Source organism: Pantoea sp. FN0305 (assembly GCF_050113845.1).
Taxonomy (GTDB): Bacteria; Pseudomonadota; Gammaproteobacteria; order Enterobacterales; family Enterobacteriaceae; genus Mixta; species Mixta alhagi.
Window position 1 is genome coordinate 1 of sequence record NZ_JBNJSN010000017.1, and the last position, 16,357, is coordinate 16,357.

25 protein-coding genes are annotated in these 16,357 nt (G+C 50.3%); 6 read left to right on the plus strand and 19 right to left on the minus strand.

The window, feature by feature from the left end; all coding sequences use genetic code 11:
* Positions 1 to 287: 287 nt before the first annotated feature.
* Positions 288 to 857: a gamma carbonic anhydrase family protein gene (locus ACQE3Y_RS20065; protein ID WP_426982376.1), complete on the plus strand. Its 570-nt coding sequence runs from the start codon at positions 288 to 290 to the stop codon at positions 855 to 857.
* On the opposite strand, the gene ACQE3Y_RS20070 is transcribed toward ACQE3Y_RS20065, so the two are convergent.
* Genes ACQE3Y_RS20070 through dprA form a run of 6 tightly spaced genes read right to left on the minus strand, consistent with a single transcriptional unit; the run spans position 818 to position 4,598 of the window.
* Positions 818 to 1,066: a DUF1488 domain-containing protein gene (locus ACQE3Y_RS20070; RefSeq protein ID WP_426982377.1), complete on the minus strand. Its 249-nt coding sequence runs from the start codon at positions 1,064 to 1,066 to the stop codon at positions 818 to 820. The two genes, ACQE3Y_RS20065 and ACQE3Y_RS20070, sit on opposite strands and share 40 nt — an antisense overlap.
* Positions 1,063 to 1,881, minus strand: a complete 819-nt coding sequence (gene aroE / locus ACQE3Y_RS20075) for a shikimate dehydrogenase (RefSeq protein ID WP_426982378.1) — start codon at positions 1,879 to 1,881, stop codon at positions 1,063 to 1,065. Before aroE ends, ACQE3Y_RS20070 begins: the two co-directional genes overlap by 4 nt.
* Before the next feature lie 3 nt (positions 1,882 to 1,884).
* Positions 1,885 to 2,472 (minus strand): L-threonylcarbamoyladenylate synthase type 1 TsaC, encoded by a 588-nt coding sequence (gene tsaC, locus ACQE3Y_RS20080; RefSeq protein ID WP_426982389.1) that lies wholly within the window; start codon positions 2,470 to 2,472, stop codon positions 1,885 to 1,887.
* Positions 2,450 to 3,004, minus strand: coding sequence for a topoisomerase DNA-binding C4 zinc finger domain-containing protein (locus ACQE3Y_RS20085; protein WP_426982379.1), 555 nt, complete (start codon positions 3,002 to 3,004; stop codon positions 2,450 to 2,452). Before ACQE3Y_RS20085 ends, tsaC begins: the two co-directional genes overlap by 23 nt.
* 24 nt (positions 3,005 to 3,028) lie before the next feature.
* Positions 3,029 to 3,502: a DUF494 family protein Smg gene (gene smg / locus ACQE3Y_RS20090; protein ID WP_250651560.1), complete on the minus strand. Its 474-nt coding sequence runs from the start codon at positions 3,500 to 3,502 to the stop codon at positions 3,029 to 3,031.
* Positions 3,474 to 4,598 carry a DNA-protecting protein DprA gene (gene dprA / locus ACQE3Y_RS20095; protein ID WP_426982380.1) on the minus strand — a complete coding sequence of 375 codons (1,125 nt, stop codon included), beginning with the start codon at positions 4,596 to 4,598 and terminating at the stop codon, positions 3,474 to 3,476. Before dprA ends, smg begins: the two co-directional genes overlap by 29 nt.
* Positions 4,599 to 4,725: 127 nt before the next feature.
* Between dprA and def the strand changes: the two genes are divergently transcribed.
* The 5 genes from def to mscL all read left to right on the plus strand — a co-directional run bounded on the left by def (position 4,726) and on the right by mscL (position 9,484).
* Positions 4,726 to 5,238, plus strand: coding sequence for a peptide deformylase (gene def / locus ACQE3Y_RS20100; RefSeq protein WP_085068439.1), 513 nt, complete (start codon positions 4,726 to 4,728; stop codon positions 5,236 to 5,238).
* 14 nt (positions 5,239 to 5,252) lie between these two features.
* Complete coding sequence (gene fmt, locus ACQE3Y_RS20105; RefSeq protein WP_426982381.1) at positions 5,253 to 6,200, plus strand: methionyl-tRNA formyltransferase; 948 nt, start codon at positions 5,253 to 5,255, stop codon at positions 6,198 to 6,200.
* 47 nt (positions 6,201 to 6,247) lie between these two features.
* Positions 6,248 to 7,537: a 16S rRNA (cytosine(967)-C(5))-methyltransferase RsmB gene (gene rsmB / locus ACQE3Y_RS20110; protein ID WP_426982382.1), complete on the plus strand. Its 1,290-nt coding sequence runs from the start codon at positions 6,248 to 6,250 to the stop codon at positions 7,535 to 7,537.
* 39 nt (positions 7,538 to 7,576) lie between these two features.
* Positions 7,577 to 8,953 (plus strand): Trk system potassium transporter TrkA, encoded by a 1,377-nt coding sequence (gene trkA / locus ACQE3Y_RS20115; RefSeq protein ID WP_085068442.1) that lies wholly within the window; start codon positions 7,577 to 7,579, stop codon positions 8,951 to 8,953.
* Between the two features lie 120 nt (positions 8,954 to 9,073).
* The gene (mscL, locus tag ACQE3Y_RS20120) at positions 9,074 to 9,484 is read left to right on the plus strand and encodes a large-conductance mechanosensitive channel protein MscL (protein WP_426982383.1); all 411 of its coding nucleotides are present in this window, start codon (positions 9,074 to 9,076) and stop codon (positions 9,482 to 9,484) included.
* Here mscL and ACQE3Y_RS20125 read toward each other — a convergent pair.
* The 13 genes from ACQE3Y_RS20125 to rpsE form a co-directional block, all read right to left on the minus strand.
* Positions 9,481 to 9,744 (minus strand): alternative ribosome-rescue factor A, encoded by a 264-nt coding sequence (locus tag ACQE3Y_RS20125; RefSeq protein WP_426982384.1) that lies wholly within the window; start codon positions 9,742 to 9,744, stop codon positions 9,481 to 9,483. The genes mscL and ACQE3Y_RS20125 overlap by 4 nt on opposite strands.
* A 54-nt stretch (positions 9,745 to 9,798) precedes the next feature.
* A complete protein-coding gene (gene zntR / locus ACQE3Y_RS20130; RefSeq protein ID WP_085068448.1) occupies positions 9,799 to 10,236 on the minus strand; it encodes a Zn(2+)-responsive transcriptional regulator in 438 nt (145 codons plus the stop codon).
* Between the two features lie 2 nt (positions 10,237 to 10,238).
* Positions 10,239 to 10,607: a DUF1992 domain-containing protein gene (locus ACQE3Y_RS20135; RefSeq protein ID WP_426982385.1), complete on the minus strand. Its 369-nt coding sequence runs from the start codon at positions 10,605 to 10,607 to the stop codon at positions 10,239 to 10,241.
* Between the two features lie 121 nt (positions 10,608 to 10,728).
* Positions 10,729 to 11,115 carry a 50S ribosomal protein L17 gene (rplQ, locus tag ACQE3Y_RS20140; RefSeq protein ID WP_003850180.1) on the minus strand — a complete coding sequence of 129 codons (387 nt, stop codon included), beginning with the start codon at positions 11,113 to 11,115 and terminating at the stop codon, positions 10,729 to 10,731.
* Between the two features lie 40 nt (positions 11,116 to 11,155).
* Positions 11,156 to 12,145, minus strand: a complete 990-nt coding sequence (locus ACQE3Y_RS20145) for a DNA-directed RNA polymerase subunit alpha (protein WP_085068452.1) — start codon at positions 12,143 to 12,145, stop codon at positions 11,156 to 11,158.
* 25 nt (positions 12,146 to 12,170) lie between these two features.
* Entirely contained in the window at positions 12,171 to 12,791 is a 621-nt protein-coding gene (gene rpsD, locus ACQE3Y_RS20150; RefSeq protein WP_085068454.1) for a 30S ribosomal protein S4, read from the minus strand.
* Between the two features lie 31 nt (positions 12,792 to 12,822).
* The gene (gene rpsK / locus ACQE3Y_RS20155; protein WP_004160563.1) at positions 12,823 to 13,212 is read right to left on the minus strand and encodes a 30S ribosomal protein S11; all 390 of its coding nucleotides are present in this window, start codon (positions 13,210 to 13,212) and stop codon (positions 12,823 to 12,825) included.
* A gap of 16 nt (positions 13,213 to 13,228) precedes the next feature.
* On the minus strand, positions 13,229 to 13,585 hold the full coding sequence (rpsM, locus tag ACQE3Y_RS20160; protein WP_008457189.1) for a 30S ribosomal protein S13: 357 nt from the start codon (positions 13,583 to 13,585) through the stop codon (positions 13,229 to 13,231).
* Between the two features lie 146 nt (positions 13,586 to 13,731).
* Complete coding sequence (gene rpmJ / locus ACQE3Y_RS20165; RefSeq protein ID WP_004160566.1) at positions 13,732 to 13,848, minus strand: 50S ribosomal protein L36; 117 nt, start codon at positions 13,846 to 13,848, stop codon at positions 13,732 to 13,734.
* A 31-nt stretch (positions 13,849 to 13,879) separates the two neighbouring features.
* Positions 13,880 to 15,211, minus strand: a complete 1,332-nt coding sequence (gene secY / locus ACQE3Y_RS20170) for a preprotein translocase subunit SecY (RefSeq protein ID WP_085068456.1) — start codon at positions 15,209 to 15,211, stop codon at positions 13,880 to 13,882.
* 7 nt (positions 15,212 to 15,218) lie between these two features.
* A complete protein-coding gene (gene rplO, locus ACQE3Y_RS20175; RefSeq protein WP_085068458.1) occupies positions 15,219 to 15,653 on the minus strand; it encodes a 50S ribosomal protein L15 in 435 nt (144 codons plus the stop codon).
* 3 nt (positions 15,654 to 15,656) lie between these two features.
* Entirely contained in the window at positions 15,657 to 15,836 is a 180-nt protein-coding gene (gene rpmD, locus ACQE3Y_RS20180; protein ID WP_002438695.1) for a 50S ribosomal protein L30, read from the minus strand.
* A 6-nt stretch (positions 15,837 to 15,842) separates the two neighbouring features.
* A complete protein-coding gene (gene rpsE / locus ACQE3Y_RS20185) occupies positions 15,843 to 16,343 on the minus strand; it encodes a 30S ribosomal protein S5 (RefSeq protein WP_085068460.1) in 501 nt (166 codons plus the stop codon).
* Positions 16,344 to 16,357 lie beyond the last annotated feature (14 nt).

Sequence of the window (16,357 nt, forward strand, 5' to 3'; positions counted from 1 at the left end):
CCTCTTTCAGAGTCAACCTCTTTTTCAGAAGTTTTTCTCCGGCGATTCATCTTACTGAACCGCTCAACACCGCGTGGCGTAAGCCGTTGTGCCGTGTCGATGGAGGCGCATTATAGGGATCCGAATTCATTGCACAAGCCTTTTTTCGATCTTTTTTACCGGTTGCTGACTTTTCATTCTTTTCGCTGTGATCTTATGCGATCGGCTTAAAATTACCGCACAATATCAAGGATGGTTTGATCTCTTATTCGCTACGCTGCATGACCTCACATTAAAGGAGCAATATCATGGCTACTGCTTTACGTCCTTATAAGCATTTTTTTCCCCGTACAGGTAATCGTGTGATGGTTGATGCCACCAGCGTCGTCGTTGGTGATGTAACGCTGGGAGATGATGTCAGTATCTGGCCATTAGTGGCGATACGGGGAGATGTGAATAGCGTGGTTATCGGTAAACGCAGCAACATTCAGGATGGCAGCGTTTTACATGTGACGCATAAATCAGCCGCGCGCCCGGAAGGCTTTCCTCTTATCATCGGAGAAGATGTGACGGTCGGTCACAAAGCGATGTTGCATGGCTGTACTATTGGCAACCGTGTGCTGGTTGGCATGGGTTCGATTCTTTTAGATGGCGTAATAGTAGAAGATGACGTGATGATCGGCGCAGGCAGTCTGGTCCCTCCTGGTAAGCGGCTCGAAAAAGGCTACCTCTACCTTGGCAGCCCGGTTAAACAAATTCGCCCGCTAAATGAAAAAGAGATCGAAGGGTTACGCTATTCCGCAAACAATTATGTCACCTGGAAAGATGACTATCTGGATCAGGAAAGCCAGATCCAGCCCTCATCATCTTCTCTATGAGCTTCTATTAGCTCTTGCGCCTGATCTTCCAGATCCCAGCGGTTAGCACGGAAAAGATCCAGCGGTTCGCCTTTGCCGAACCGCTGGCAAAGTAGATCACCTTTAATTGCACAGGTTAATTGAAAGCCGTTAACCATGGCGGGAAAACAGACGGCCCGGCGCGTCTCATTCCAGTCTTCTCTGTCGGGAAACTGAATCGCCTGATTCATGATGCTAACTCCGCCTGCAAGCGACTCAGTACTGGCGTGACGTTCGGTAATATGCCATGCCAAAGCAGGAAAGCATGTGCCGCCTGCCCCACCAGCATGCCTAATCCATCTGCCGTAGCCGTTGCGCCTGCCTGCTGACACCAGTTCAGGAAAGGTGTCGCTGCCTGCTGATAAAACATATCGTAGCAGCGCGTGCCGGGGGTGATGAGTGAAGCAGGCAGCGCCGGGACAGCACCATCAACGCCACTGGAGGTAGCATTGATAATCAGATCAAACTTTTTGCCTGCCAGCTCCGTCATGGCTAACGCTTCAATTGCGCCGGTATGTGCAAAAACAGCGGCCAGCTCGTTGGCCCGTGCTGGAGTGCGATTGGTTAATGTCAGAGAGCATCCAAAGGAAAGCAAGGGCAGAATGACACCGCGCGCCGCACCGCCTGCGCCCACTAACAGAATATTATCGCCAGGCTTAATAAAAGATAATCTTTCCAGATCGCTCAATAAACCGATCCCGTCAGTATTATCTCCTACTAATTTTCCATCCTGGCGCATGTATAAGGTATTGACGGCTCCCGCCAACGCTGCCCGCTCCGTTAGCACATCAGCAAGCTCATAAGCCTGCTGCTTAAACGGTAACGTCACATTGGCTCCCTTCCCACCCTGGCGTAAGAATTCATGCAAAGTTGCAGCAAAGCTATCGAGCGGCGCGAGCAATCTCCCATAACAATGCTCAATGCCCGTCTGTTTCGCAAATTCATGGTGGATCAAAGGCGACTTGCTGTGAGCAATCGGGTTGCCAATAACCACGAAGTTATCCATATCCTATCCCTGACGAATAATATCGCCGCTGATAATATCGCGAATCTCAGAAGGATTAAGCCGACCACCGGTTTCCCCCTGTAATACAGGAAAACTATCGCCAAACTGCTGCACAACTTCTGTAACGTTACGGCAAGGAGGCTGGCCGCTCAGGTTAGCACTGGTTGAAACCAGAGGGTTACCAAACTGACGGCAAAGTTCCTGTACTGCCGGATGATCGCTGACCCGTACCGCCAGCGTATCGAAACGCCCTGTTAACCAGCGTGGCGTATGCGGTAGCGCCGGCAATACCCAGGTTACCGGGCCAGGCCAGGAGGCAAACATTTTTTCGCGCTGCGTGACAGAAAGTTCATGGTCAGCAATATAGGGCATAAGCTGCTGATAATCAGCGGCGATTAAAATTAACCCTTTATCTACCGGACGCTGTTTGAACGCCAGTAACTGCATAACGGCTTTTTCACTGTCAGGATCGCAACCCAGGCCAAATACCGCCTCTGTGGGATAGGCAATAACCGCTTGCTGCTGAAGTTGTTCAACACACCAGCCAACTGTTCCGGGAATGATTTCTTTATTCACTTCTGTTTCCTGCATCAACGGGTTTACCGCACGCTTTGCTGGCGCAAAAACGTTTCAAACCTTGTGCTGTCTTTTTTTCGATTAATAAGGGGAAATGACAATACAGGCACGTTCCCTCTTTTGGCGTAAAATTCACTGCAAACTGGCAATCAGGATAGCGATCGCAGGCGTGAAAAGTCTTACCAAAACGTGAACGCCGTTGTACCAGATGCCCTTGCTCGCACTGTGGGCAGGCAATAGAGGTTTTATCTGGGCGATCGATCACTTCAGTATGCTCACATTCGGGATAGCGGCTACAGCCGATAAACATGCCATAGCGCCCCTGCCGTAATACCAGATCAGCCTGGCACAGCGGGCAGTGTTGCCCTTCCAGAACTTTAACGATATGCCCATCCGTCTGATTTTTCAGGGGGCGCACATAGTCACACTCCGGGTAATGTGAACAGCCAAGAAAAGGACCATGCTTTCCGGAGCGAATAACAAGATCTGCCCCACAGGTGGGGCAGGATTCATGTTTTCGCACTGTGAAAAGTGCTGGTTTACTCATTGTGTTATGTCACTGTGAAACAACTCAGTGCAACACTCCTTCATTGACGTCGAAAAGTAACTCTTCCATTTGCTGATAGGCATTTTCACATCCTGGAATGTTGAACAGCACCATCAGCACCACCCATTTAAGATCTTCCAGATCAAATTCAAACGTATCCAGGGCCATAACCCGTTCGATAACCATCTCACGCGTCTCCAGGTTCAAAACCTGAATCTGCTCCAGAAACAGAATGAAGCCGCGGCAGCTGGCATCAAGGCGCTGACTCTCTTCCTCTGTATAGATACGCATTGAGAGCGGATCGGTGGTAAGCAGTATCGGAGCGACAAGCCCGTCCTGATAGTCTGCTAATTTTTCCAACCAGTTCAACGCATTATTGATATCGTCACGATGAAAACCAGCATCAGCCAGATCATCAGTCAGTTTATCCTGGTCAACGCGCATTTCTGCTTCGCTGTGGATATAAGTTTCAAACAAGTACATTAGTACGTCGAACATGGCATGCCCTCCTCAATCGGACATAGCCGCCGGGTACAGCTGCGATCCATCCTGCTAACTCCAGCTCAAGCAGTTTAGCTATGATGGCTGGCACAGGTTGGCCGGCACGTTCAGCGACGACGTCAACAGGTGTAACCTCATCTCCTACGTTAGCCAACACCTCGGCAAATGGCAATGGACCATCAGCATTGTCTGAAGAATTAATTGTATTCTGCGCTGAAAGCGGTAGCCACTGTAGCTCACTGTTGATCTGTTCGAGAATATTATTGGGATGGGCCACTAATAACGCACCCTGCTGAATAAGCCAGTGTCCTCCCGCGCTGACGTCACTTCCCAGCGGGCCTGGCAAGGCATAAATCTCCCTGTTTTGCTCCAGCGCATAGCGTGCCGTAACCAACGAGCCGCTCTTAAGAGAAGCCTCAACTACCAGAACGCCCAGGCTAAGGCCGCTGATGATACGGTTACGACGTGGAAAGTTATACGCGTGCGGTAAGGTATTCAGCGGAAACTCGGACACCAGCGCGCCACCAGCCATAACAATTTCATCCGCAAGCCGTTGATGATTAGCCGGATACAGCTGTTCCAGCCCGCTTCCCAGCACCGCGACCGTTTTCCCTTCTACCGTTAAGGCGGCGCGATGGGCTACAGCATCAATTCCGCGTGCCAGACCGCTGGTGATGGTCAGCCCGCTTGCGGCCAGGATTTGAGTAAAATAGTCCCCCCATTGCCGGCCATAATGTGAAGCGTTGCGGCTACCCACTACTGCCAGCTGTGGCGTAGCAAGGAGATGCGGATCGCCACGCAGCATTAAGGCTGCGGGATAACGCGCAACGTTTTTTAACAGGGGCGGGAACAACGCATCTTCAGCCGTAATGAGATGATGATCCGGTTGTTCAAGCCAACGCACTGCCTGTTCAAGAACAGGTTCGGGTACTGACTGAAACGCCTTAATTTGTATGGCATCAAGGCCTGCTGCGATATAATTTTGCGGTTCGTTATGGCCGCCGTGACTTAATAATTTTGCGGCTCTCAACATTTTTTCGCCGCACAGCCCTTTTACGTTCATCAGGCGTAACCACACTTCTTCTGAAGTCATTTCGTATTCCCTGTCAATGTGCGCCAGTAGCCGCTTTCCCTGGTGCGCAATGCTGTCAATCAAGGAGTGAAATGTCTACAATAAGAGGTAACGATGGTTACTTCTCTGAATACAGATCTGGAAAGTTATGTCAGTTTTACAAGTATTACATTATCCCGACGATCGTCTGCGCATTGTCGCGAAACCGGTCGCAAAAGTGGATGCGGAAATCCAGCGCATTGTCGATGATATGTTTGAGACGATGTACGCTGAGGAAGGTATTGGCCTGGCGGCTACACAGGTAGACATCCACCAGCGCATTATTGTTATCGACGTCTCTGAAAATCGTGATGAGCGTCTGGTGCTGATTAATCCTGAACTGCTGGAAGAAAGCGGTGAAACAGGTATTGAGGAAGGCTGCCTTTCTATTCCTGAACAGCGGGCGCTGGTTCCTCGTTCAGAGCGGGTAAAAATTCGCGCGCTGGATCGTGAAGGCAACACATTTGAACTGGAAGCAGATGGCCTGTTGGCAATTTGCATTCAGCATGAAATGGATCACCTGGTCGGGAAGCTGTTTATCGATTATCTCTCCCCGTTAAAACGCCAGCGTATTCGCCAAAAACTGGAAAAGCTGGCTCGCCTTAATACCCGAGCCTCCTGACAGTAAGGAATAGCGTGTCCGAATCACTAAAAATAATCTTTGCCGGCACCCCTGACTTTGCAGCGCGTCATCTTGACGCGTTGCTTACGTCTGAGCATCAGGTAGTGGGCGTTTTTACCCAACCCGATCGCCCTGCCGGACGCGGTAATAAACTCACGCCCAGCCCGGTTAAGCTCCTGGCTCAACAACATCATCTTCCGGTATTCCAGCCGAAATCGCTCCGCCCAGCAGAAAGTCAGCAGCTTGTGGCCGATTTGCAGGCGGATGTGATGGTGGTGGTCGCCTATGGCTTGATCCTGCCGCAGGCGGTACTGGATATGCCACGCCTCGGCTGTATTAATGTTCATGGTTCTCTGCTCCCTCGCTGGCGCGGCGCGGCGCCTATTCAGCGTTCGCTTTGGGCTGGTGACAGCGAGACCGGCGTCACCATTATGCAAATGGATATCGGTCTGGATACCGGTGCTATGCTGCTGAAACTGGCATGCCCTATCACCGCTGCGGATACCAGTGCAACTCTATATAGCCGGCTGGCGGAGTTAGGCCCGCAAGGATTACTGGAAACGCTGACCCGCTTAAGTCAGGGCAGTGCTCAGCCACAACCGCAGGATGAGGCTCTTGCCACTTACGCAGAGAAGCTCAGTAAAGAAGAAGCCCAGCTCGACTGGTCTCTTTCAGCCGCTCAGCTTGAACGCTGTATCCGCGCGTTTAATCCCTGGCCTGTTAGCTATTTTTACATTGAAGAGCAGCCGGTTAAGGTATGGCAGGCCAGCGTACTGCCGCATCAGACGGGTTATCAGCCAGGCGAAATTGTGCAGGCTGATAAAAATGGCATTCAGGTTGCCACTGCTGAAGGCATCTTAAATATCCAAACCCTGCAACCTGCAGGTAAAAAAGCCATGTCGGCCCAGGATATCCTGAACTCACGCCGCGAGTGGTTTACGCCAGGAACGCGCCTCGCCTGATTCACAGCCCGGTAATCACCCCGGGCCTGTTTATTGATGATTCAAATATGAAAAAAACGGTCAATCTCCGCAGTCTTGCGGCCCAAACACTTGAGCGCGTGGTAGAACAGGGACAATCACTGAGCAACCTGCTGCCGGTGGCGCAGAAAAATCTCTCCGATAAAGACAGTGCGTTGTTACAGGAACTCTGTTTCGGCGTATTGCGCACTCTACCGCTTCTTGAAGCGGCGATTAAGCAGCTTATGTCCCGCCCGTTAACCGGTAAGCAGCGCTCCCTGCATTTCTTAATTATGGTCGGCCTGTATCAGCTGCTTTATACGCGTATCCCGGCTCACGCCGCGCTGGCTGAAACGGTTGAAGGCGCTACCGTATTGAAACGGCCTCAGATGAAAGGCCTGATAAATGGCGTTCTGCGTCAGTTTCAGCGCCAGCAGCCCGATTTGATAACGCAGCTTGAGCAATCTCCACAGCGCTTTTTACATCCGGCCTGGCTGTTGAAACGTCTACAACTGGCATGGCCAGAGCAATGGCAACAAATTGTGGAAGCGAATAATCAGCGTCCTCCAATGTGGCTGCGCGTTAATCGTCAGCACCATAGCCGTGAACAGTGGCTGGCATTGCTGCAGGCAAGTGGCAACAATGCGACCCCTCATCCCGTTTATCCCGATGCTTTGCTGTTAGAGACTCCTTCATCGGTAGGTCAGCTACCCGGTTTTGAGCAAGGTTGGGTCACGGTACAGGATGCTTCAGCTCAGGGCTGCGTTACCTGGCTTGCGCCACAAAACGGAGAGCGTATCCTTGATTTGTGTGCGGCGCCCGGCGGCAAGACTACCCATATTCTTGAAGCTGCGCCGGATGCGCACGTTATGGCTGTCGACATCGATGCGCAGCGATTGCAGCGTGTTTATGAAAATCTGAAGCGACTGAATATGCAGGCGGAAGTAAAACAGGGCGATGGGCGCTTCCCGGATCAATGGTGCAAAGATACGCAGTTTGACCGCATTTTGCTGGATGCTCCCTGCTCTGCAACCGGCGTCATTCGTCGTCATCCTGATATTAAATGGTTACGGCGCGACCGTGATATATCCGAACTGGCCGCGCTGCAGCGCGAGATCCTGGATGCCATCTGGCCTCATCTGAAAGCTGGCGGCACGCTGGTTTATGCCACCTGCTCCATCCTGCCGGAAGAGAATCATTTGCAGATTGAAAGCTTCCTGGAACATCATCAGGATGCTGAACATATTCCACTTAGCGATGATTCAACCATCGGCCTGCAGTGTTTCCCGCATCCACAGGATGGCGATGGATTCTTTTACGCTAAGCTAATAAAAAGATAACGTAGTATGCGCTGCGACAACCTATAAGTTGAAACAACGATGAAAATAATCATTCTCGGAGCAGGCCAGGTAGGCGGCACGCTGGCAGAAAACCTGGTGGGCGAAAATAACGATATTACCGTGGTGGATAAAGACGCCACACGTCTGCGTCAACTACAGGATAAGTTCGATTTACGCGTGGTTCAGGGACACGGTTCCCACCCGAGGGTATTACGTGAAGCGGGTGCGCAGGATGCCGATATGCTGGTTGCGGTCACCAGCTCTGATGAAACGAATATGGTTGCCTGCCAGGTCGCTTATACGCTGTTTAATACGCCCAACCGAATTGCGCGCATTCGTGCTGCCGACTATATCCGCGATGCAGAGAAGTTATTTATACCGGAAGCGGTGCCTATCGATCACCTGATTTCACCCGAGCAGCTGGTAATAGATAATATTTATCGTTTGATCCAGTATCCCGGCGCGTTACAGGTGGTGAATTTTGCTGAAGGCAAAGTGAGCCTGGCTGTGGTGAAAGCCTATTATGGCGGGCCGCTGATTGGTAATCCGTTATCGATAATGCGTGAACATATGCCCCATATCGATACGCGTGTTGCAGCCATATTTCGTCAGGATCGCCCTATTCGTCCGCAGGGCTCAACCATTGTCGAAGCTGGCGATGAGGTCTTTTTTATCGCTGCCAGCCAGCATATCCGCGCAGTAATGAGCGAAATGCAACGGCTGGAAAAGCCCTATAAAAGAATAATGCTCGTTGGCGGAGGCAACATCGGTTATGGTCTGGCGCTGCGGCTGGAAAAAAACTACAGCGTGAAACTGATTGAACGTAATCAGCAGCGTGCCGCCGAGCTGGCGGAGCTGTTGCAGGATACGATCGTTTTTTATGGTGATGCTTCAGATCAAGAACTGTTAGCGGAAGAGCATATCGATCAGGTGGATCTTTTTATCGCCGTTACTAACGACGATGAAGCAAATATCATGTCTGCGATGCTGGCTAAAAAAATGGGCGCCAAAAAAGTTATGGTGCTTATTCAACGGCGCGCTTATGTCGATTTAGTCCAGGGCAGCGTGATTGATATTGCCATCTCCCCACAGCAGGCAACTATCTCAGCCCTACTTAGTCATGTTCGTAAAGCCGATATTGTTAGTGTGTCATCGCTACGCCGTGGTGTTGCTGAAGCTATCGAAGCGATTGCACACGGAGACGAAACAACATCCCGCGTTGTTGGCCGTCTGGTTGAAGATATCAAACTGCCTCCGGGTACCATTATCGGTGCCGTTGTACGCGGTGACGACATTATGATCGCAAATAACAATCTGCGTATTGAGCAAGGCGATCATGTCATTATGTTCCTGACGGACAAAAAGTTTGTGCCTGATGTGGAACGTCTTTTCCAGCCCAGCCCGTTTTTCCTTTAAACCATCAGCAGCAAGGAAGCTGCTTATGCGTTCTGCTCTGCTCCCGCTGCGTTAATTGCCGATGGCAAACACTGATTCGTTTGTTAGACTTTATGGTTTGGCAATGGAAAGGAGCTGTTTATGAGTTTTTTAAAAGAATTTCGTGATTTTGCAATGCGTGGCAACGTTGTCGATCTGGCCGTTGGTGTGGTTATCGGTGCTGCCTTTGGTAAGATTGTTTCATCTCTGGTGGCAAACATTATTATGCCGCCACTGGGATTGCTGATCGGTGGGGTGGATTTCAAGCAATTCAAATGGATATTAAAGCCAGCTCAGGGAGAAACGCCACCGGTCGTAATGGAGTACGGCATCTTTTTGCAGAATATTTTTGATTTCATCATCATCGCGTTTGCGATTTTCATTGCTATCAAGTTGATAAATAAACTGCACAAGAAAAAGGAAGTAGAAAAGCCAGTTGCTAAACCCAGCGCAGAAGCAACGCTGTTGACTGAAATCCGTGATTTAATGAAAGAACAGAATAATAAAGGCTAGCCCCCGGCACTATGCTGAATAAATGCATAAGTCTTCGTCGGCAGTATCGCGCCAGATGCATTCTCGCCAACTAAAAGGCCAGTGGTAAAGTCTGCTTTACCACTGGCCTCCCAGCCTGCTTTATTGTGTTTTGCTTTACGCCGATAGCTGCCTTTACCTTTCACATTCACCTCAACCCGCGTTTTGAACAGAGGGTCATGCAGTAAAGCCTCTATGGCATTGTTTTTGATTTTACCTTTTTTATGCTGATAACCAGACATAACGTCTCCTTTGATGAAAGTCGGATATGTATATAGATCTAATTTTTGCTGAAATCAATGTTTGCCAGGGTTCAGCTCACCTTTTTTTACCGTTCCCCGTTCCAGACTTTCCAGGATAGAACAGTCAAGGCTGGTATGTGCAGAACCGCAGCAGGCATCACTTAAACATTGCAGGGAACGTTGCATCATCTGCAGTTCCGCAATACGAATTTCAACTTCATGCAGGCGAGCTTGCACGATGTTTTTAGACTCCTGACAGGTATGGTGTGCTGGATCGATACGGATCGAGAGTAAATCCCGGATCGCATCTAACGTTAACCCTAGCTGCTTAGCATGCCGAATGAATTTAAGACGCCGCAGGTCATCATCGTTATATAACCGGAATCCCCCTGCCGAGCGGGCTGGCGCATCCATCATATTCTCTTTTTCATAATAACGAATGGTATCTGGCGTGACGGCAGCCAGCCGGGCAAGCTCACCGATACGATACATATTTACTCTCCTGCAAAACGTTGGGCAATCGCATTACGATATTCCCCGGAAAGAAAATCGGTGTTCAAACCTGCCTGCAGCAGTTTTATTTCAAGCAGGCGCAGACGTTTTAGATGGTCACTTTGGGCTATCTCGTCGGGATCCAGCTGTTTTAATAAGTCATTAAGTTCCAGCGCTTCACGCCGTATTTCCAGTTCCGGCGGTAAATAACCGGCATTCTTTAACATACGGTAACCAGCACGAAGCTCTGCTGGAACATGACTGTCATCATCCAGTACGAGTGGAGCGCCTTCTCCAGGCAAACCTTGCAGTTCACCTCTCTGCTGTGCTTCGCGAATGTGTTGTTCAGCCAGTTGATCGATTAGCCACATGTGATGCTCCGGGAAATATCAGAGCTTCAGGATAGCGCAGATTAGCGGGAGGTAAAGCAGAGATAAAATGAGGATATAAAAAAACCGGGCACCAGGCCCGGTTTCTTTAACATACAGCAGATTACTCTGCTGCAGCTTCTGCTTGAGCTTCTGGACGATCAACCAGCTCGATGTAAGCCATCGGAGCGTTGTCACCAGCGCGGAAGCCACACTTCAGAATGCGAGTGTAACCACCGGCACGGCTCGCGAAACGCGGGCCCAGCTCGTTAAACAGTTTTGCCACGATCTCGTTATCACGAGTGCGGGCGAATGCCAGACGACGATTAGCTACGCTGTCGGTCTTGGCAAGAGTAATCAGCGGCTCAACTACGCGACGCAGCTCTTTCGCTTTCGGCAGGGTCGTCTTGATGATCTCATGACGAACCAAAGAGCCGGCCATGTTGCGGAACATAGCCTGACGATGGCTGCTGTTGCGGTTCAGTTGACGACCACTCTTACGATGGCGCATGACCTTATCCTTCTCAGTAAAACCTTAACCTGCGATCTGGTTATTCATCAGCAATGCTTGCCGGCGGCCAGTTTTCCAGGCGCATGCCCAGAGAAAGACCACGCGAAGCCAGCACGTCTTTAATCTCAGTAAGAGATTTTTTACCAAGGTTAGGCGTTTTAAGTAGCTCAACCTCGGTACGCTGTACCAGATCACCGATGTAGTGGATAGCTTCTGCCTTAAGGCAGTTAGCAGAGCGGACAGTCAATTCCAGATCGTCAACAGGGCGCAGCAGGATCGGATCGAATTCTGGTTTCTCTTCTTTAACTTCCGGCTGACGCACATCACGCAGGTCAACGAAAGCTTCCAGTTGTTCAGCCAGAATGGTAGCCGCACGACGAATCGCCTCTTCAGGATCGATTGTGCCGTTGGTTTCCATTTCGATGACCAGCTTATCCAGGTCGGTACGCTGTTCCACGCGCGCAGCTTCAACATTGTAGGCGATACGGTCTACAGGGCTATAGCAAGCGTCGACTAACAGACGACCGATTGGGCGCTCATCTTCTTCCGAATGAATTCGGGCAGAAGCCGGCACATAACCACGGCCACGCTGAACTTTGATACGCATATTAATAGATGCGTTTTCATCGGTCAGATGGCAGATCACGTGCTGCGGCTTGACGATTTCGACATCACCATCATGGGTAATGTCGGCTGCAGTCACAGGGCCAATGCCAGATTTATTCAGTGTAAGGATGACTTCATCTTTACCCTGAACTCTTACCGCCAGCCCTTTCAGGTTAAGCAGGATTTCCAGGATATCTTCCTGTACGCCCTCTTTTGTGCTGTACTCATGAAGTACACCATCAATCTCAACCTCGGTCACCGCGCAACCCGGCATGGATGACAGCAGAATACGGCGCAGTGCGTTACCAAGAGTATGGCCAAAGCCACGCTCTAAAGGCTCAAGGGTCACCTTGGCGTGCGTCGAACTCAGTTGCTCGATATCTACCAGGCGCGGTTTTAGAAACTCTGTCACAGAACCCTGCATTGTGTCCTCTCTTTGGTACTAAGCTTTACTTGGAGTAAAGCTCGACGATCAGGTGTTCGTTAATGTCCGCAGACAGATCGGTACGTTCAGGAATACGCTTGAACACACCTTCCATCTTAGTTGCATCAACTTCCAGCCAGGTTGGCTTTTCACGCTGCTCAGCCAGCTCCAGAGCGGCTTTCACGCGAGACTGCTTTTTGGCTTTCTCGCGGATGCTGACTACGTCATTCGGAGATACCTGATAAGAAGCGATGTTAACAACGCGACCATTTACCATGATGGATTTATGGCTAACCAGCTGACGTGCTTCTGCACGAGTGGCACCAAAGCCCATACGATAAACTACGTTGTCCAGACGACCTTCCAGCAGTTGTAACAGGTTTTCACCGGTGTTGCCTTTCAGACGTGCTGCTTCTTTGTAATAGTTACGGAACTGACGCTCAAGTACGCCATAAATACGACGAACTTTCTGCTTTTCACGTAACTGACCGCCGTAGTCAGACAGACGCGGTTTACGCGCACCGTGCTGGCCAGGGGCTTGTTCAATCTTACACTTGGAATCAATCGCGCGAACGCCAGACTTCAGGAATAAGTCTGTGCCCTCACGACGGCTCAGCTTGAGCTTAGGACCCAAATATCTTGCCATTTTCTTTCTCCAACTATCCTAAAAACGGGCGTTATACGCGACGTTTTTTCGGCGGACGACAACCGTTGTGAGGGATCGGAGTCACATCAGTAATATTAGTGATGCGGAAACCTGCGGCGTTCAGAGCACGAATGGTAGATTCGCGACCCGGACCCGGACCCTTAACCATAACTTCCAGATTCTTGATACCGTAATCTTTCACGGCCTCTGCGCAACGCTCAGCAGCAACCTGTGCAGCGAACGGCGTAGATTTACGAGAACCACGGAAACCGGAACCACCGGCAGTTGCCCAACCCAATGCGTTACCCTGACGGTCAGTAATGGTAACGATGGTGTTGTTAAAAGAAGCATGGACATGAGCCACGCCATCTGAGACTTGTTTTCTTACACGCTTACGTGCACGAACTGGTGCCTTTGCCATTATTCAATCACCCCGATTATTTCTTGATCGGTTTGCGCGGACCCTTACGGGTACGGGCGTTGGTCTTGGTACGCTGACCGCGCACTGGCAGACCACGACGATGACGCAAACCGCGATAGCAACCAAGGTCCATCAGACGCTTGATGCTCATGCTCACTTCACGGCGCAGATCACCTTCAACGACAAATTTGGCAACTTCGTCACGCAGCGTGTCGATTTGTTCTTCAGACAGCTCACTGATCTTAACATCTTCAGCGATACCCGCAGCAGCACAGATGGCCTTGGAGCGAGTTTTGCCGACACCGTAGATCGAAGTTAATGCGATTACGGCATGTTTCTGATCAGGAATGTTAATGCCTGCTATACGGGCCACTATGCACTCCTACTATTTAATATGTACGCACCATGCTGAAAAGCCCGTTTTCAGGATACTCAAATGGAAACGTACAGACATACAAAAGATTGGCTGGCTAATCTAGCCAGCTCAACCCAACTTTGCAAGAAAAATATGCGAGAAAATCAGCCCTGGCGCTGTTTATGCTTAGGCTCGGCACTACAAATCACACGTACGACGCCGTCGCGACGAATGATTTTGCAGTTACGACATAATTTCTTGACGGAAGCACGAACTTTCATTTTTACTCTCCGTAACTTCTCAAGCGCCTGATTAGCGGCTATAGCCTTTCAGGTTTGCTTTCTTCAATGCAGACTCGTACTGACTGGACATCATCAGAGTTTGCACTTGAGCCATAAAGTCCATGATGACCACAACGACGATAAGCAGTGAGGTTCCACCGAAGTAGAACGGTACTTTCATCGCATCACGCATGAACTCCGGGATCAGGCAGATGAAAGTAATGTAGAGCGCACCAACTAGCGTCAGACGCGTCATCACTTTATCGATGTACTTCGCCGTTTGCTCTCCCGGACGAATTCCTGGTACAAATGCACCAGACTTCTTCAGGTTATCTGCTGTTTCTCGCGGATTGAAAACCAACGCCGTATAGAAGAAACAGAAGAAGATGATTGCAGTCGCATAGAGTAGCACATAAAGCGGCTGTCCTGGCTGCAAATACATCGAAATAGTTGTCAGCCAGTTCCACCCTGTACCGCCACCAAACCATGAAGCAATGGTAGCTGGAAACAGAATAATGCTTGAGGCGAAGATTGCCGGGATAACCCCTGCCATATTCACCTTCAATGGTAAATGTGTACTCTGTGCAGCATAGACACGACGGCCTTGCTGACGTTTCGCATAGTTCACCACAATGCGGCGTTGACCACGCTCAACGAAAACAACGAAGAAGGTCACTGCAAATACGAGAACTGCAACCAACAGCAACAGAAGGAAGTGCAGGTCGCCTTGCCGCGCTTGCTCGATGGTATGGCCAATGGCCGGCGGAAGCCCCGCAACAATACCAGCAAAGATTATGATCGAGATACCGTTACCAATACCTCGTTCAGTAATCTGCTCGCCCAGCCACATCAGGAACATTGTCCCTGTAACCAGACTCACAACAGCGGTGAAGTAGAAAGCAAAGCCTGGATTGATTACCAGGCCCTGCATTCCAGGCATATTCGGTAAACCGGTAGCAATACCGATCGACTGGAATATAGCCAACACCAGAGTACCGTAACGGGTGTACTGACTAATCTTACGACGGCCAGCCTCCCCTTCTTTCTTGATTTCTGCCAGGGCGGGATGAACCACCGTTAACAGCTGGATAATAATTGATGCCGAAATATACGGCATAATACCCAGAGCAAAGATAGAAGCACGGCTTAATGCACCACCAGAGAACATGTTAAACATTTCAATGATGGTGCCACGCTGTTGTTCAAGCAGTTTGGCAAGTACAGTGGCATCGATACCAGGGATCGGAATAAAAGAGCCAATGCGGAATACAATCAGCGCACCGATGACAAACAAAAGTCTGCGTTTCAGTTCGCCGAAACCGCCCTTGGCACTTTGAAAATCTAATCCTGGTTGCTTAGCCATCTGCTACTTATTCCTCAATTGTACCGCCAGCAGCTTCGATTGCAGCACGAGCGCCTTTAGTGACACGCAGACCGCGAACCGTAACCGGTGCAGAAACTTCGCCAGACAGAATCACTTTCGCGAATTCGATCTGAGTACCGATGATGTTTGCTGCTTTCAGCGTATTCAGGTCAACGATACCGCCTTCCACTTTCGCCAGCTCGGACAGACGAACTTCCGCCGTTACCATTGCTTTACGAGAAGTGAAGCCGAATTTCGGCAGACGACGGTACAGCGGCATCTGGCCGCCTTCGAAACCACGACGTACGCCACCGCCAGAACGAGAGTTCTGACCTTTGTGACCACGGCCGCCGGTTTTACCGAGACCAGAACCGATACCACGACCCAGGCGTTTACCCGCCTGTTTTGAGCCTTCGGCGGGAGACAGAGTATTCAAACGCATCTGTTACTCCTCCACTTTAACCATATAGGAAATAGCGTTAACCATACCGCGTACAGCAGGCGTGTCTTCACGCTCAACGGTATGACCAATGCGACGCAGACCCAGGCCAAGCAGCGTTGCCTTATGCTTAGGCAAACGGCCGATTGCACTACGGGTTTGTGTAATTTTGATCGTCTTTGCCATGGTCAATTACCCCAGAATGTCTTCAACGGATTTACCACGCTTGGCAGCGACCATTTCCGGAGATTTCATATTTTCCAGGCCATCAATAGTTGCACGAACCACGTTAATCGGGTTGGTGGAACCATAGGTTTTAGCCAGAACGTTATGAACTCCAGCGACTTCCAGGACGGCGCGCATTGCACCACCGGCAATAATACCGGTACCTTCAGAAGCCGGTTGCATGAACACACGGGAACCTGTGTGTGCACCTTTAACCGGGTGCTGCAGGGTGCCGTTAGTCAGCGCGACGTTAATCATGTTGCGACGGGCTTTTTCCATCGCTTTCTGGATCGCTGCCGGTACTTCACGCGCTTTACCGTAACCAAAACCTACGCGACCGTTACCATCACCCACTACAGTCAGTGCGGTGAAGGAGAAAATACGGCCACCTTTAACAGTTTTAGATACACGGTTTACCGCGATCAGTTTTTCCTGCAGTTCGCCAGCTTGTTTCTCGATGTGTGCCATCTTAGACCTCTACC

Coding starts and splice junctions, on each gene's coding strand:
- rpmJ (WP_004160566.1), bottom strand. CDS start 13,848: ATGAAAGTTCGTGCTTCCGTCAAGAAATTATGTCGTAACTGCAAAATC.
- aroE (WP_426982378.1), bottom strand. CDS start 1,881: ATGGATAACTTCGTGGTTATTGGCAACCCGATTGCTCACAGCAAGTCG.
- rpsK (WP_004160563.1), bottom strand. CDS start 13,212: ATGGCAAAGGCACCAGTTCGTGCACGTAAGCGTGTAAGAAAACAAGTC.
- ACQE3Y_RS20145 (WP_085068452.1), bottom strand. CDS start 12,145: ATGCAGGGTTCTGTGACAGAGTTTCTAAAACCGCGCCTGGTAGATATC.
- tsaC (WP_426982389.1), bottom strand. CDS start 2,472: ATGCAGGAAACAGAAGTGAATAAAGAAATCATTCCCGGAACAGTTGGC.
- ACQE3Y_RS20070 (WP_426982377.1), bottom strand. CDS start 1,066: ATGAATCAGGCGATTCAGTTTCCCGACAGAGAAGACTGGAATGAGACG.
- smg (WP_250651560.1), bottom strand. CDS start 3,502: ATGTTCGACGTACTAATGTACTTGTTTGAAACTTATATCCACAGCGAA.
- zntR (WP_085068448.1), bottom strand. CDS start 10,236: ATGTATCGTATCGGTGAGCTTGCCCGGCTGGCTGCCGTCACGCCAGAT.
- rpsE (WP_085068460.1), bottom strand. CDS start 16,343: ATGGCACACATCGAGAAACAAGCTGGCGAACTGCAGGAAAAACTGATC.
- def (WP_085068439.1), top strand. CDS start 4,726: ATGTCAGTTTTACAAGTATTACATTATCCCGACGATCGTCTGCGCATT.
- ACQE3Y_RS20065 (WP_426982376.1), top strand. CDS start 288: ATGGCTACTGCTTTACGTCCTTATAAGCATTTTTTTCCCCGTACAGGT.
- ACQE3Y_RS20085 (WP_426982379.1), bottom strand. CDS start 3,004: ATGAGTAAACCAGCACTTTTCACAGTGCGAAAACATGAATCCTGCCCC.
- secY (WP_085068456.1), bottom strand. CDS start 15,211: ATGGCTAAGCAACCAGGATTAGATTTTCAAAGTGCCAAGGGCGGTTTC.
- dprA (WP_426982380.1), bottom strand. CDS start 4,598: ATGACTTCAGAAGAAGTGTGGTTACGCCTGATGAACGTAAAAGGGCTG.
- ACQE3Y_RS20125 (WP_426982384.1), bottom strand. CDS start 9,744: ATGTCTGGTTATCAGCATAAAAAAGGTAAAATCAAAAACAATGCCATA.
- rplQ (WP_003850180.1), bottom strand. CDS start 11,115: ATGCGCCATCGTAAGAGTGGTCGTCAACTGAACCGCAACAGCAGCCAT.
- rplO (WP_085068458.1), bottom strand. CDS start 15,653: ATGCGTTTGAATACTCTGTCTCCCGCCGAAGGCTCAAAACAGGCGGGT.
- rpmD (WP_002438695.1), bottom strand. CDS start 15,836: ATGGCAAAGACGATCAAAATTACACAAACCCGTAGTGCAATCGGCCGT.
- rsmB (WP_426982382.1), top strand. CDS start 6,248: ATGAAAAAAACGGTCAATCTCCGCAGTCTTGCGGCCCAAACACTTGAG.
- mscL (WP_426982383.1), top strand. CDS start 9,074: ATGAGTTTTTTAAAAGAATTTCGTGATTTTGCAATGCGTGGCAACGTT.
- rpsD (WP_085068454.1), bottom strand. CDS start 12,791: ATGGCAAGATATTTGGGTCCTAAGCTCAAGCTGAGCCGTCGTGAGGGC.
- trkA (WP_085068442.1), top strand. CDS start 7,577: ATGAAAATAATCATTCTCGGAGCAGGCCAGGTAGGCGGCACGCTGGCA.
- ACQE3Y_RS20135 (WP_426982385.1), bottom strand. CDS start 10,607: ATGTGGCTAATCGATCAACTGGCTGAACAACACATTCGCGAAGCACAG.